Origin of the sequence: Flavobacterium sp. (assembly GCF_041911335.1) — a bacterium.
GTDB lineage: Bacteria > Bacteroidota > Bacteroidia > Flavobacteriales > Flavobacteriaceae > Flavobacterium.
On record NZ_JAYRPD010000010.1, the window covers coordinates 1 to 13,972 of the forward strand.

Below are 13,972 nucleotides of genomic sequence, written 5' to 3' on the forward strand. Positions count from 1 at the left end.
CAATTTAACCTCTTAAGGTGGTTATTGCGTCGGGGCTCACCTCTTCCCATTCCGAACAGAGAAGTTAAGCCCGACTGCGCAGATGGTACTGCAGTTATGTGGGAGAGTATGTCGCCGCCTTTCTTTTGAAAACCCTTCATCTATCGATGAGGGGTTTTTTGTTACCTATATGCAGTCCCAAAGGGACTTTAAATATAAAAAACCACATCATGAGGGTGGTTTTTTTGTTTTACACTTTATATGATAGAACTTTTAGCGTATGTTCATGAGCGTTCGGCTAAAGCCAGCTTTAGAATTTTCTTAATGTGTGTTTTGTTAGCAATATAACATCACTACGGGACTGGGAAAAGTATGAATCTCAACTGAAAACTAATTCCGCGTTAGAGATTACTCCGTCAGTCGCAAGCTCGTGTGCAGCATTTGTTTGAGCTCTTACTTAAAATTATTCAAAATTTTAAGTAAAGCGAGTGCGGATAGCCCGACCCTTGTGGGAACGCCCTAAAACTCTAAAATAGTATCGTAATGTTTGTGGTGATTTTTGAATTCTTGTACACCTTCTTTAAAAGTTAGGTATTTTGCACCATTTTTATGGTTGTTTTTACTGATTAAATACATGTAATGGAAATGACGTGTAAGTTCTTTCCAACCGAACCATAAACTGTGTTTTGGGTCGTACATGTGTGTGGGCTCGCTGATGGCACCGTTGATTTCTACGATTTGGAAGTTTTTTCCTTGTGCTAAATCTTCATAAGAATGGTACATAATGTCCATTCTTCCGAAATGAAAACCATTGATTTGACTACAAATAATGTTGAAACTTTCAATCATCTCAGGAGTAATTTCGTGACTAGCATCAACGAATTTGGTTCCGCGACAATGATTTCCATAAGGTACTAAATTAATGGTTTCTCCTTCGCTCAAAATAGTGTTTAATTTGTCTTTGTATTCTTCTTCAAGTACTTCTAATTGTAATAGATAGCGTTTGTCTTCATGTAATAATTCGCGAATCGTGTTTTTCCCGTTTCCTGTTAAAATCATGAATTCTTTTGCTACTATACCGGTGATTTTACCTGGTTGGTTAGGCAATTTTACATAGAAAAGTCCGATTTCATTCTCATAAGGAATCAAACTTTGAATTAATACATTGAAATTCGCTTTAGAAAAATAGGCTGCTAATTCTTGTTTATTGTGAATTTTTTTAACGGCTGTTCCTCTTAAACCGATATCGGGTTTTGCAATTAATGGGAATTCGATAGCCGCTTCTTTTATTTTCTCTTGAATAGCTTCTAATGTTTCAGTAGGCTCAATCAAAAGGGTTTTGGGATAATATTCAGATGGAATTAAATCGTAAATTTCTTTTTTTGATTCCATGAAAAAGCCTCCATTTTTAATTGTTGGATTGGACGCATTGAAATAAAAAAACGAACGTGTTCTTGCTGCATAAAATAAATATTGAAAGTACACTGGAAAATAAACCACTTGATACGGCCAATATTCCCAATGAATTAGTTTATGTAGAAAGAGATTTAGTTTTGTCATTTTATTCAAATAAATCCAAATAGCGCATTTCAATATTATCTTGTGTTACTTGGCATTGCGTGATGCTAATGGTTTTTAAAGTGTCATTGCGATTGATTTGGAGTCCATATTCTTTGTTCTTAGATTCTGTGAATTGATGAAAATGCAAGATTTCATTTGATGATGGATTCTTCTTTTCTTTTATAAAATTGGCAAACCAGATTTTTCTTTGTTCCCGAATTTCTTTGGAATATAGGGTAGAGGAAGACCAAATATGAAATTGGTTTTCATCTTTTTCTTCTTCACTTTTTTCAACTTCGTTCCATTGCAATTGCATTAATTTATTGTTTTCAAATATTACAATGGTAAAGGGTTCGATATCAGTTAAATCTAATGATTGCCAGTATTGTAGCGAATTTTCTACGCTTATTAATTCCAAAACAACTAAACCTCTACTTTTTCGATAATTGGATTTAGGAATGTGTTTTTCTTGCGCTCCGTTGAGTAGAACGACAATTTTAGTTTCGCTATGTGCTATCCAAGTTCCGCCTGCTTTTGGGTCTTTAGGTAATATTATCTTTTTCCCATCAATTTGATATTCTTTTGGTGAAATAGCTCTCTCACGCGTGATTTTTTCATCACGATTGGAAGTAATGATGCAGCCTTCTTTAGTGGGAATATACGTTACTGTGCACATTGTTTTCGGTATTCAAGAGTTGATGGTGCAATTCCAAAAGAATCTGAAATTTTAATGTGCGGCAAGCGATACAACCCTACTTTTATTAACGCTTGGTGATGAATGCTATGTTCTAAATTGTAAAGTAATTCTCTGAAATAGTTGGTTTCAAGCGTTTCTGTATCGCTGAAACAATTATTTACTAAATATAATGTCTTATTAGGTTTATCAATCTCAAAACGATATTTTTCTAAGATTTTAATCGCTTCTTTGGTATCGGATTGAAGGATGATGTCGCGTTTTCTTTTATCGTAATTGATATAACCACTATCATAATTATCTAATAGCGAACCTAAAAGTTCAATGATATGACGCATGTGTTCGCCAATTGTAGCGTTGCCCAATTCAGGAAACGGCAAAATCATTTCTTCATTTGTTAATTGCTGAAGAATATTGATATTTTCAGTTAAGTTTAGCTTTACAATTTTGACTAGCATATTCTTACTTAGTTTCAGGAACAAATTTGATAGAAACAGAATTCATACAATAACGTTGACCAGTGGTTTCTTTTGGTCCATCATCAAAAATATGACCTAAATGGCCATCACATTTTGCACATAAGACTTCCGTTCTAACCATTCCATAGCTCAAATCTTGTTTGAAGACTACAGAACCTTTTATGGCTTTATCAAATGAAGGCCATCCACAGTGTGAATCAAATTTTGTATCAGAAGTAAATAAGTCATTACCACATGCAGCACAAACGTATTTTCCTTTTTCAAAATGATCCCAATATTCTCCCGTAAAGGCTCTTTCGGTTCCTTTGTTTCTTAAAACTTCATATTGCTCTGGAGTAAGCTCAGCTTTCCATTGCGCTTCGGTTTTTTTGGAATTTGAATTCATAGTTTTAGGTTCTTTGTTTTGTGATTGGCAGGACTGAAATGAAACAATTAATAATAAAAAAAGTAGTTTTTTCATTGTATGTAAATTTTATTTTTTAAAATTTTAGAAAAATCTGTTTTATGTAAATATATTAAAACAATATTTAAGATAAAAATAATTATTGCTAAAGAAAATAAGCCTCCATGGTCTTCTTTAATTGTTATTCCTATAACTAGAAGGTGTGACGCTATTGCTCCAGTGATAATACCTAAAGATACGATAATACTTAATAGTTTGGTTTTATTTATTAATAATAAAATGGATATTATAAGTTCAATTACCCCAACACCAATTCTTCCGTATGGTTCTAAACCTAATTCAGAAAAGATATATACTGAGTCCGGATGTCCTGTAAACTTGAAATATAATGTTTGTAGATATATTGTACTAATAACAATCCTTATTATAAAGGATAACGACATTATTTTGTTCATAATAATAGGAATTATTTGGTTATTATTTTCCAATTTTTATCGGCCTGAGCTTTTAATTTTTTTTCGTTTTTATTCCAACTTTTGAGGGTGTTGTTCAATAAAGAATTATAAAATAAGTACAATTTTCCATCTAAAATTTTAAAAGTTTTAGGATTCACTTCGACTTTTTCACCATAATCTCCCATTGCAAAAGCACACCAACCACCATATTGAGGTAAGTAAGAGGTGGGAGATTTTAAAAAGGTGTCTTTGTTTTTTTGTGATGAAAAATGATAGATGACTCCTTGATGTTTTACACTTAATTTTTTATCACCAAGTTTAGGTTCATTTGATACAAAGTATGAAACAGGATCATAGCCAGAAAGAGCAATTCCTTCTTCAATATTTAGATGCTTAACCTCTAAAGTTGAATTTTGAGAGAAAATTAAATTACAAAAAAGTAAAGTAAGTAAGATTTGTATTGGTTTCATTTTAATCGTTATTTAAATTTTACCTTACAAAGGTAACATCGACTAAAATGACAAAATGTAAACTATTTTACATTTTCTACTAATTTTTTAAGTTTCTCAACGTCGTTGATAATCATGTTGTTATCTATATTAGAAACCAATTGTTCTTTTTGCAATTCATGTAGAAGTGAAATTACGGTTTGTCTAGTGGTGCAAATCAATTGCGCCATATCTTTTTGGGTTAGATATTTAGGAATAATGAACTGGCCATTGTTTATTTTTTCACTTTCAATTAAAGTAATGAAAAGTAAAATCAGTCTTGTTTTGGCATCTTTGAATAAGATATTTTTATAACTGTTTTTGATTTTTGTGAATTGAAATCCTATGAATTTGATGTAAGTTATAGCAAAATCAGGTTTTTGAAGCATAATTTCTTCTAATCGATCTCTATAAAACATACAAAGTATTGCTTCTTCTGAAACCACTTTCATAAATTCAGATGCACTACTGTTATTTTCAAAGCCAATTTCTCCAAACAAATCCCCTTTTTGAATGATATCTTGAAGAACTTCTTCTCCATCTTCAGTAATTCGAATTAATTTTAAAACTCCTTTTTTCAAGAAGAAAATTCTATCTTTTACACTGTAAGGCAATTCTATGATTTCAGATTTTTTTGATTTCTGAAATTTTTTCATGATGCAAAGTGCATTTACCTCAGAAAAACTAAGGCTTCTAAAAAGCTTATGGTCGTGAAGAAACCAATATTTTAAATGAGAACTCATAAAATTAAGTATTGATTTCTAAATCTTTAATATAGTCTTCATTCTCATAGAAAAAGCGCTCAAAAGCATCCATTTTTTCGGCAAAGAAGTCAAAAATTTCAGGCCAAGTGTTTTTGTTATTGATACTTATTCCTGTTTTTTCTACCCAAATTCGGCTGATTACTTTTCCTGTTTCTAAATAAAAATTACGTTCAAAAATAACATCGTCTAAATAGTCTTCTAAAAGGATAGTTTTAAGTGATTCTACTTTCTCATAATATATTTTACGTTTTTCTTCGTCTTTTGGTTCTATATCGAGTAAAACTTGTGCTTTTTTATTGTCAACATAAAATTTGAAGGTTACATCTTTAATTTTGGTATTGTATAACAGCCACTTACGTGGGTATTCTTCTGCAAAGGCTATCCAAAAATCTTTTTTTATTTGTAGTGCTTCTTCTTTACTGAACATATTATTGAATTAGAAATTTATTTTGTTTGAAAAAAATAGCTACCTTTAAGGTTGCTAAATTGAAAATAGTATGCTTTTTAATGATTTTATAAAATACATTCCAAAGATAGAAAAAGAAACCCTTCTTTCTACAGATGCCCATGCAAAAATGGCACCGTTAGAGCGTATTTCTTATTTAAATGAGGAAAATTACAGGGATAAAAATCCTAGAAAGGCAGCGGTTTTAATGTTGTTTTATCCTAAAAATGAAGTAACGTATTTGGCTTTAATTGTTCGGAATTCGTATCCAGGAGTTCATTCTTCTCAAATAGGTTTTCCAGGAGGAAAAGTAGAAGAATACGATGCCGATTTAGAGGAAACAGCGCTCAGAGAAACTCATGAAGAAGTTGGGATTCATCCAGAAAAAATTCAAATCATCAAACCTTTCAGCGAAATTTATATTCCACCAAGTAATTTTTTGGTAGCTCCATTTATGGGAATTTCGCACGAAGAATTAACGTTTATTCCTGATTTAGATGAAGTAAAACGAGTTTTAGAATTTTCAATTAATGATTTTTTAGACGATAATACAATTACTAAAGTTAGAATGACAACTTCGTATGCTACTGATATTGAGGTGCCTGCATTTATGGTGGATAAATATGTAGTTTGGGGAGCTACTGCTATGATGATGAGCGAGTTGAAAGAAACGATAAAAACAGTATTGAACAGTTGTACTTTATAGTGGCTTAAAAACGAATTTATAAATTATTGATTTTAAGTTTTTTTTCTTTCAAAAGTCACCTATTTTACTACTTTTGCGTTCTTGTTTTGTAAAAAAAATGAAAATTATGGGATTATTTAAGAGAAATCCTTTCGGACATATATTGTTTTTAAAGAAATGGTTAATTAGAATCGCGGGTGGGCTTACTCATAAGCGTTATCGTGGGTTTAATCGCTTGAATATTGATGGATCTGAAATCATAAGAAGTTTACCAGATACTAATGTTTTATTCATTTCAAATCATCAAACTTATTTTGCTGACGTTGTTGCTATGTTTCATGTTTTCAATGCGTCACTAAAAGGTAGAGAAGATAACATTAAGAATGTTGGTTATTTATGGAATCCGAAACTAAACTTGTATTACGTTGCAGCAAAAGAAACCATGCAAGAAGGTTTATTGCCTAGAATTTTAGCTTATGCGGGAGCTATCACTGTAGAAAGAACTTGGCGAGCAAAAGGAAAGGATGTAACAGAGAAAAAAGAAGTTAATCCAAACGATACAGAAAACATTAAAATTGCTTTAGAAGACGGTTGGGTTATTACTTTTCCTCAAGGAACAACACGTTCTTTTAAACCTGTAAGAAAAGGAACAGCACATATTATTTTACAACATAGACCTATTGTAGTTCCAATTGTTATTGATGGTTTTAGACGTTCTTTTGATAGAAAAGGATTGTTTATTAAAAAGAAAGGAATTCTTCAAAGCATGGAAATTAAACCACCATTAGAAATTGATTATGATACGGAAACGGTGGAAAGTTTGGTGGAAAAAATCGAATTTGCTATAGAACAGCATCCTTCTTTATTAAAGGTAATTCCAGCAGAAGTGCTTGAGGAACAAGCCAAATTAGATATAGAAAGAAAATGGAGATATTAATTTTATTTTGTCATTCTGAACTTGTTTCAGAATCTAACTAATAATTTGATATTGGCATAGAAGCTGAAACAAGTTCAGCTTGACAAGGTTATTTTTATTTAACTGCTTCTACTTTGAAACCTTTTTTTCTAAGAAGTTTTATAACGCCTTCTTCGCCTGCTAAATGACCAGCGCCAACTCCAAAGAATGTTGGTTTTTGCATCATAACTTCAGTCATTTTAGAAATCCAATTTTTGTTACGATTATTTAGTAAAACATCTTGGTTTTCAGAAGTAATTTTATTGTCTGAATTGTCCATCATTTTAAGCATGCCTTCGATGTCTTTGTTTTGATAGATTGCCATCATCTTTTGCATTTCTTCTTTATCTTTTGTTAAGTCGCCTTTTGCTGTTTTAAGCAATTCTTCAGCTTGAGTTTGATACGGAATATTATCAAAAACTTTCATTTGGTCTTCTACAGTTTCTAAACCAAATACTTCTTCGTTTTGTTCTTTGGTTACTTTCATTAATTCACTTTCAACCGATTGAAATGGGCAATCTAGCATTTTTGGATATAACATGGTGGTAATCATAAAAGGCTTGAAACTATCAAACATTTTAGCCGACATGTTGATGTTTTTCTTTAAAAATTCATCTACTAATTGAAAATCTTCTGCCTTTAATAAAGTAGATAATTTTGCTCCATCTTTCATCATCATGTATTTCATCATTTGCATTTGCATCGATTTGTCATCCATATCAAGTTCTAAAAACAATTGTTCTGTTGCTTTTAGTGCTTTTAATGTGTTTTCATCTAATGTTGCATCACAAGTAATGTGAATAGTGCCATATAAATAGGAATCTTGTTTTAATCCATTACCTGAAATTTTCCACAATAAACTTTTTTCTAATTCTTGAGAAAATGATAAACCTGTTATTAATGTTAAAATGTATAAAAAGTATTTTTTCATTAGTAATCTATTTTTTTAAGTTCGTCATAGTTTTTTTGAAGGCGTCTCATTAATATACCATAAAGTAATTTATAAAATAACCAGAAAAGAAATAATATAACTACAACAAATATAAATCCTCCTAAAATAAAAAATAATTGATGTTTGTCATATAGTTTATTGATAGCTTTATCATACATAAATTGAGAGTAAATTACAACCGCACTAGTAATTCCAACTAAAATAAGGTTGTACCAAACATATATTTTGACAATTTTACGAGTATTAATAATGTCATGCATTAATTTTTTTACCGAAGATGAAGTATTTATTGTTCTTAAGTTCTTATAGAAATAATAAATAAATACAAGTAGAATTACTAGATTGAATATTACAATAATTTTCTCAAAATCATAAATATGATGCTCTTTCATTTTCTTTGAATATTCATCATCTAGAAAGATAGAAACATCTAAAACTCTTAAAAATAAGAATTCTAAAATACTGATAATAAGAATCCACTTCACAATGGAAGAAGAACGCTTATGTAGCATTCCGTAAATCTCTTTTTCACCTATTTGTTGGAACGAACTTTCTTGTTTTTTCCAATCTTTTTTTAATAATTCTAATTCATCCATATTTACGGATTTAATATTTTTTTTAATTTCCCTTTTACACGATTCATTTTTACTCGTGCATTCACTTCACTAATCCCCAACGTTTCTGAAATTTCGGTGTAATCTTTATCTTCTAAATACAGGAAAACTAAGGCTTTTTCAATGTCATTCAATTCGCTAATAGCGCTGTACAAAAGCTTTAATTTTTCTTCTTCTTCAAAATTGTAATCGTCTTGTGTTACTTTGTGAAAAGTGCTATCAAATTCAATTGTGTCGATAGTTCTTTTCTTTTTTCGGTATAAAGTAATGGCGGTATTTAATCCTACGCGATACGCCCAAGTAGTGAATTTGGAATCACCTCTAAAGTTGGGAAACGCTTTCCAAAGCTGAATCGTAATTTCCTGAAACAAATCGTTATGCGAGTCCTCATCAGTAGTATATAACCGACAAATTTTGTGGATTATATTCTGATTTTCTTTGAGTTGCTTTACGAAAAGTGCTTCCGATTCTGATTTCATATTTGATAAGTAATCTTTTGAATCATTATGTTACAAGTTTAGTAAAAATCAAGTTTAAGTACAAGAACAAACTCAAAAATCAAATGCAGGAGCAAATTCAAAAATCAAACTCATTTAAAAAATTAAAATTTAGTTAAATGTGTATTCACTTTTGGTCTTAGGCTCATACTTGAACTTGAAATTTATTACCTTTGACAAATTAGATTTTAAACGATGAACATACCTCGTAGTAGCTTTCCTAGAATCGTCATCATTGGTGGTGGTTTTGCAGGAATTTCTTTAGCGAAAAGACTTCGCAATAAAAACGTTCAAGTTGTTTTATTAGACAAACACAATTACCATAATTTCCAACCTTTAATGTATCAAGTGGCAACGGGCGGTTTAGAACCCGATTCGATTGCTTATCCGATAAGGAAAATCGTTCAAGAATATAAAGATTTTTATTTCCGATTGGCCGAAGTTCGCGATATTGATGCAGAAAACAATACAATTTACTCCGATATTGGCGAATTAAAGTTCGATTATTTAGTTATAGCAACGGGTTCGAAAACCAATTATTTCGGGAACAAAGAAATCGAACGCAATAGCATGGCGATGAAAACCATTCCGCAATCGTTGAATATTCGTAGTTTAATTTTAGAGAATTTCGAACAAGCTTTGCTTACGAATGATATTGATGAACGTCATAGTTTGATGAACTTCGTTTTAGTAGGTGGTGGACCAACAGGAGTAGAGCTTGCAGGCGCTTTAGCCGAAATGAAAAAAGCAATTCTTCCAAAAGATTATCCCGATTTAGATGTTCGAAAAATGGAAATCAATCTAATTCAAGGAAGTAATCGCGTTTTAGATTCCATGAGTGAGAATGCTTCGGAGAAAGCAGAAAAATTTCTATTAGATTTAGGAGTAAGCGTTTGGAAAAACGTTCGTGTAACGGGTTACGATGGAAAAACCGTTACCACTAGTTCTGATTTATCTTTTGATTCCGCAACGGTAATTTGGACTGCTGGAGTTCAAGGAGCTTTGCCTCATGGTTTAAAAGCCGATAGTTTTATCAAAAATGTGAACCGTATCAAGGTTAATCAATTCAATCAAGTGGAAGGTTATGAGCATTTATTTGCAATTGGCGATATTGCTGTAATGTCTTCAGAGAAATTCCCGCAAGGACATCCTATGATGGCACAACCTGCAATGCAACAAGGAAGATTATTAGCCGATAATTTGATTAGAATCATTAATAAAAAAACACCTAAACCTTTCGAATATAAAGACAAAGGCTCGATGGCAACCATAGGTAGAAACAAAGCCGTTGTCGATTTACCAAAATTCAAATTTAGCGGTGTTTTTGCTTGGTTTGTTTGGATGTTTGTGCATTTGTTTTCATTAATCGGATTCAAAAATAAAGCAGTTGTTTTCTTAAATTGGGTGTACAATTATGTCCGTTTTGATAGAGAAGCACGATTGATTATGCGTCCATATAAAAAGAGAAATCAAGTTAGTTTTACGAGTGATGAAGTTTGATTTTAGTGATAAGTGAAAAGTAATTAGTAATTAGTAAAAAGCTTATCACTATTTACTTTTTACTTATCACTTCTTCATACCCAATCGCTAATCCTACAAACTTACTATAGCCTTCCATACCATCTTTTTGTTGGTTGGCTTTAAGGAAATTATCGTAGAAGTATTCAAAAAAAGTATTGATTGGCGTTTGGTATTCCTTCCAAAAGATTTCGTTTTCCTCAAAGTTTTTCAAAACACCTTTGTTGATTTTTTTTATGTAAGCTTCCGAACTACCTTCTTGCATAATCTCTAAATTATGCAATGCATAGCGCAACGCAAAACTATAAGCCGAATATTGGAAATATAAATCCTCGTTTTTAGCAGCCGTTACAAATCCGATGAAATTACATTCGCTTTCGCTGCCAATTCCGGTTTGATGCGCCATTTCGTGGCATGTGGTTAATGGTGAAGTGTATTTCGGTTTCAAATAATTGACTTGCGCTTCATTGGTAAACGGATTCAAATACCCACCAAACCCCATATAACTCAAAGGATAACTGAACAACGACGATTTAATACTTTTTACTTCGTAACTAAATTCTTTTAAATCGGTTGGGATATTTTCATAGCCTTTCAATGCCAAATTATAAATTTCGTCATGCGAATACGGAATCACAACGGCAATCGAATCATTTTTAGTGATTTGCAATTGCAATTCATTCGTTTTTACCAACATTTTTTCAATGAAAGCTTCTAATTGTTGTTTCGAATATTCTTTTTCAATTTGTAGTTTTTCATGCAACGGAATGCGATAATAGTTCATTCCCCAAAGGATGTGAAAGAAAAAATAAAACACCGAAACCCAACTCAATATAGCCAATCCGTTATTTTTCCATTCTTTGAAAAAGCCGATACGGTGTTTCCAAATCCATCGGAATAAAAGTAAAATTAGAATGAAATAAGTAACATCGCCAACCGAAAACGGCAACCAACCTAATGCTTTTCTTGACACAAAAGCCAATTTCGGATAAAAACCTTTGCTGTACCAATTTTCAACAAAATCAGGAAACAAACCAATCGTTTTCACTACGATGATTTGAATAAGTAAGAATAAAGGAAGGATGAATTTTCTTTTCACGCATTTATATTTGCTATAAAATTAACTAATAATATAGAATCGCACATTTCTTTTTTTGTAAATTTGTTACCCAAATGAGGAATAATGACAAAAATAACTTTAAATATTCCAGATAACGAATTGACTTTCTTTATGAAATTGATTGAAAAATTTAATTACGAAACTGTAATTAATGACGTCAATGTTTCTGAAGAAATGAAAGTAGTTTTAGATGAAAGAAGAGCGACCTCAAAAAAGGAAAATTTTGTTCCTTGGGAAGAGGCGAAAAAGCAAATTCGTTTGAAAACTAAGAAATGAGTTATAAAATTGTAATTGAACCTCGAGCAATTGCTGATATTCAAGAAGCGGTTAAATTTTATGAATCTAGAAGAGAAGATTTAGGAGCTTATTTCTTTCAAATTGTAGATGAATATATTGAGTCAATTTCAAAAAATCCTTTTTTTCAAATTCGCTACAAAGATTATCACGGATTACCCGTTAAAATTTTTCCTTACATTATTCTTTATTTCATTGATGAAAAAGAGAAAACAATTTATGTTTTATCCGTTTTCAATACTTCACAGAATACAACTAAATATCCTAAATAATTTTAAAACTCTGACTATATTTGTGCTGTGTAATATTTAACACAAACTTGAAACTTTAAACCTGAAACAAAACAATGAGCCAAGAAATAAGAAATTTAGAGCCAAAAGCACTTTGGAACAAATTTGCCGATTTGAATGCCGTGCCACGTCCGTCTAAGAAAGAAGAGCGTGTAATTGCGTTTATGATGGAATTCGGACAAAAATTAGGATTGCCAACTGTGAAAGATCATGTAGGGAATGTAATTATCAAAAAACCAGCGACTCCTGGAATGGAAAATCGCAAAACCATCGTAATGCAATCGCATTTGGATATGGTACACCAAAAAAATAACGATACGAATTTCGATTTCGATACACAAGGAATTGAAATGTATGTGGATGGCGATTGGGTTCGTGCGAAAGGAACTACGCTTGGTGCTGATAATGGTTTAGGTGTGGCAACTATCATGGCGATTTTAGAAAGTACTGATATTCCGCATCCAGCAATCGAAGCGTTGTTCACCATTGACGAAGAGACTGGAATGACAGGAGCTATGGGTTTACAAGGCGGCATGCTGGATGGAGAAATTTTATTGAATTTAGATACCGAAGAAGACGATGAAATCGATATCGGATGTGCGGGTGGAGTAGATGTAACCGCTACTAGAACCTACAACGAAGAAGAAACGCCAGAGAGTTCTGTGGGTTATACCATTACCGTGAAAGGCTTACAAGGCGGTCACTCGGGAATGGATATTCATAAAGGATTAGGAAATGCCAACAAAATCATGAACCGTTTGTTATTTGACGGATTTGAGAATTTTGGTTTACAAATTTCTGAAATTTCTGGAGGAAGTTTGCGTAATGCGATTCCAAGAGAAAGTGTTGCTAAAGTAATTATCGCAGCGATTTATGACGAAGCTTTTGTTTTTGATATGCAAGAAATCATCAACGAAATCAAAGCAGAGTTCAAAACTATGGAACCGAATTTAACGATTGAGATTGTTAAAAGCGATTCCACTCCAGCGAAAGTAATGGATTTAGGCGTGCAAGAAGGTTTGTTACGAGCGATTTATGCAGCACACAACGGCGTTTACAGAATGTCGGCTGATATGGCTGATTTAGTAGAGACATCAAATAATATTGCCAGAGTAATCGTAAAAGATGGCGAAATTTCGATTCAGAATTTAACGCGTTCGTCTGTGGAGAGTTCTAAATTTGATTTAGCTAATGCGTTGCGTTCGGCTTACGAATTGTTTGGTTGCGAAGTAGAATTTACAGGAAGTTACCCAGGTTGGACACCAAATGTAAAATCTGAAATATTAGATGTATTGACTTCTATTTACGAAAAACAAAACGGTTCTAAACCAAATGTTGTGGCTTGTCACGCTGGATTAGAATGTGGTATTTTAGGAACGAATTATCCAAACATGGATATGATTTCTTTTGGACCAACCATTCACGGAGCACACAGCCCAGATGAAAGAGCATCGATTAAATCGTCTCAGAAATTCTGGAAGTTTGTTTTAGAAATTTTAGAGAATATTCCAGTTAAGAAATAAGAATATAGCATAAAGATGAAATCCCGAGTTAGCTCGGGATTTTTTTGTGTTGGCGCGAGCATCTTGCTCGTGACTATTTTTATAGTTTGCTTTGTGTGCACGAGCGTGACGCTCGCACAATGTCATTAAGTTAAGGGTTTAATTACTTGAAAATCAACAGATTAAATTTGTTTTTTTGTGAATAAATTCGTATATTTATATGGTAATCAGATAATTAGTATCATGCAAAAAAACAGCTTTTCAGATTTTATCTTCTC

General features: G+C 32.1%; 18 protein-coding genes and 1 rRNA gene. 7 read left to right on the plus strand and 12 right to left on the minus strand.

Annotated features, from left to right (window positions below; genetic code table 11):
- Positions 1-13: 13 nt before the first annotated feature.
- Positions 14-123, plus strand: a 5S ribosomal RNA gene (rrf, locus tag ACE3PD_RS01135).
- Between the two features lie 375 nt (positions 124-498).
- Here rrf and ACE3PD_RS01140 read toward each other — a convergent pair.
- The 8 genes from ACE3PD_RS01140 to ACE3PD_RS01175 form a co-directional block, all read right to left on the minus strand.
- The gene (locus ACE3PD_RS01140) at positions 499-1,539 is read right to left on the minus strand and encodes a D-alanine--D-alanine ligase (RefSeq protein WP_374398728.1); all 1,041 of its coding nucleotides are present in this window, start codon (positions 1,537-1,539) and stop codon (positions 499-501) included.
- Between the two features lies 1 nt (position 1,540).
- Positions 1,541-2,215 carry an NRDE family protein gene (locus tag ACE3PD_RS01145; RefSeq protein WP_374398730.1) on the minus strand — a complete coding sequence of 225 codons (675 nt, stop codon included), beginning with the start codon at positions 2,213-2,215 and terminating at the stop codon, positions 1,541-1,543.
- Entirely contained in the window at positions 2,203-2,691 is a 489-nt protein-coding gene (locus ACE3PD_RS01150; RefSeq protein WP_374398732.1) for a DinB family protein, read from the minus strand. Before ACE3PD_RS01150 ends, ACE3PD_RS01145 begins: the two co-directional genes overlap by 13 nt.
- 4 nt (positions 2,692-2,695) lie before the next feature.
- Positions 2,696-3,172, minus strand: coding sequence for a peptide-methionine (R)-S-oxide reductase MsrB (gene msrB / locus ACE3PD_RS01155; RefSeq protein WP_374398735.1), 477 nt, complete (start codon positions 3,170-3,172; stop codon positions 2,696-2,698).
- On the minus strand, positions 3,169-3,603 hold the full coding sequence (locus ACE3PD_RS01160) for a DoxX family protein (RefSeq protein ID WP_374398737.1): 435 nt from the start codon (positions 3,601-3,603) through the stop codon (positions 3,169-3,171). The genes msrB and ACE3PD_RS01160 overlap by 4 nt, the downstream gene beginning before the upstream one ends.
- Positions 3,582-4,040, minus strand: coding sequence for a YHS domain-containing (seleno)protein (locus ACE3PD_RS01165; RefSeq protein WP_374398739.1), 459 nt, complete (start codon positions 4,038-4,040; stop codon positions 3,582-3,584). The genes ACE3PD_RS01160 and ACE3PD_RS01165 overlap by 22 nt, the downstream gene beginning before the upstream one ends.
- Positions 4,041-4,102: 62 nt before the next feature.
- Positions 4,103-4,714 (minus strand): Crp/Fnr family transcriptional regulator, encoded by a 612-nt coding sequence (locus ACE3PD_RS01170; protein WP_374398741.1) that lies wholly within the window; start codon positions 4,712-4,714, stop codon positions 4,103-4,105.
- A gap of 91 nt (positions 4,715-4,805) precedes the next feature.
- The gene (locus ACE3PD_RS01175; RefSeq protein WP_374398743.1) at positions 4,806-5,249 is read right to left on the minus strand and encodes a DUF4268 domain-containing protein; all 444 of its coding nucleotides are present in this window, start codon (positions 5,247-5,249) and stop codon (positions 4,806-4,808) included.
- Between the two features lie 70 nt (positions 5,250-5,319).
- Between ACE3PD_RS01175 and ACE3PD_RS01180 the strand changes: the two genes are divergently transcribed.
- Together ACE3PD_RS01180 and ACE3PD_RS01185 are read left to right on the plus strand one after the other, a co-directional pair.
- Entirely contained in the window at positions 5,320-5,973 is a 654-nt protein-coding gene (locus ACE3PD_RS01180; RefSeq protein ID WP_374398745.1) for a CoA pyrophosphatase, read from the plus strand.
- 106 nt (positions 5,974-6,079) lie between these two features.
- Positions 6,080-6,889, plus strand: coding sequence for a lysophospholipid acyltransferase family protein (locus ACE3PD_RS01185; RefSeq protein WP_374398760.1), 810 nt, complete (start codon positions 6,080-6,082; stop codon positions 6,887-6,889).
- 94 nt (positions 6,890-6,983) lie between these two features.
- On the opposite strand, the gene ACE3PD_RS01190 is transcribed toward ACE3PD_RS01185, so the two are convergent.
- Genes ACE3PD_RS01190 through ACE3PD_RS01200 form a run of 3 tightly spaced genes read right to left on the minus strand, consistent with a single transcriptional unit; the run spans position 6,984 to position 8,952 of the window.
- Positions 6,984-7,838, minus strand: coding sequence for a TraB/GumN family protein (locus ACE3PD_RS01190; protein WP_374398746.1), 855 nt, complete (start codon positions 7,836-7,838; stop codon positions 6,984-6,986).
- Positions 7,838-8,455: a hypothetical protein gene (locus tag ACE3PD_RS01195; RefSeq protein ID WP_374398748.1), complete on the minus strand. Its 618-nt coding sequence runs from the start codon at positions 8,453-8,455 to the stop codon at positions 7,838-7,840. Before ACE3PD_RS01195 ends, ACE3PD_RS01190 begins: the two co-directional genes overlap by 1 nt.
- A 2-nt stretch (positions 8,456-8,457) precedes the next feature.
- The gene (locus tag ACE3PD_RS01200) at positions 8,458-8,952 is read right to left on the minus strand and encodes an RNA polymerase sigma factor (protein WP_026726369.1); all 495 of its coding nucleotides are present in this window, start codon (positions 8,950-8,952) and stop codon (positions 8,458-8,460) included.
- A 213-nt stretch (positions 8,953-9,165) separates the two neighbouring features.
- Here ACE3PD_RS01200 and ACE3PD_RS01205 point away from each other — a divergent pair, with 213 nt between their 5' ends.
- Positions 9,166-10,470, plus strand: coding sequence for an NAD(P)/FAD-dependent oxidoreductase (locus ACE3PD_RS01205; protein WP_374398751.1), 1,305 nt, complete (start codon positions 9,166-9,168; stop codon positions 10,468-10,470).
- 52 nt (positions 10,471-10,522) lie between these two features.
- On the opposite strand, the gene ACE3PD_RS01210 is transcribed toward ACE3PD_RS01205, so the two are convergent.
- Complete coding sequence (locus ACE3PD_RS01210) at positions 10,523-11,587, minus strand: DUF3810 domain-containing protein (protein WP_374398753.1); 1,065 nt, start codon at positions 11,585-11,587, stop codon at positions 10,523-10,525.
- Positions 11,588-11,671: 84 nt separating this feature from the next.
- Here ACE3PD_RS01210 and ACE3PD_RS01215 point away from each other — a divergent pair, with 84 nt between their 5' ends.
- The 3 genes from ACE3PD_RS01215 (at position 11,672) to ACE3PD_RS01225 (ending at position 13,715) form a co-directional block, all read left to right on the plus strand.
- Entirely contained in the window at positions 11,672-11,884 is a 213-nt protein-coding gene (locus tag ACE3PD_RS01215; RefSeq protein WP_374398755.1) for a hypothetical protein, read from the plus strand.
- Positions 11,881-12,174 (plus strand): type II toxin-antitoxin system RelE/ParE family toxin, encoded by a 294-nt coding sequence (locus tag ACE3PD_RS01220; RefSeq protein ID WP_374398757.1) that lies wholly within the window; start codon positions 11,881-11,883, stop codon positions 12,172-12,174. The genes ACE3PD_RS01215 and ACE3PD_RS01220 overlap by 4 nt, the downstream gene beginning before the upstream one ends.
- A gap of 74 nt (positions 12,175-12,248) precedes the next feature.
- On the plus strand, positions 12,249-13,715 hold the full coding sequence (locus tag ACE3PD_RS01225; RefSeq protein ID WP_374398759.1) for an aminoacyl-histidine dipeptidase: 1,467 nt from the start codon (positions 12,249-12,251) through the stop codon (positions 13,713-13,715).
- Positions 13,716-13,972: the final 257 nt, after the last annotated feature.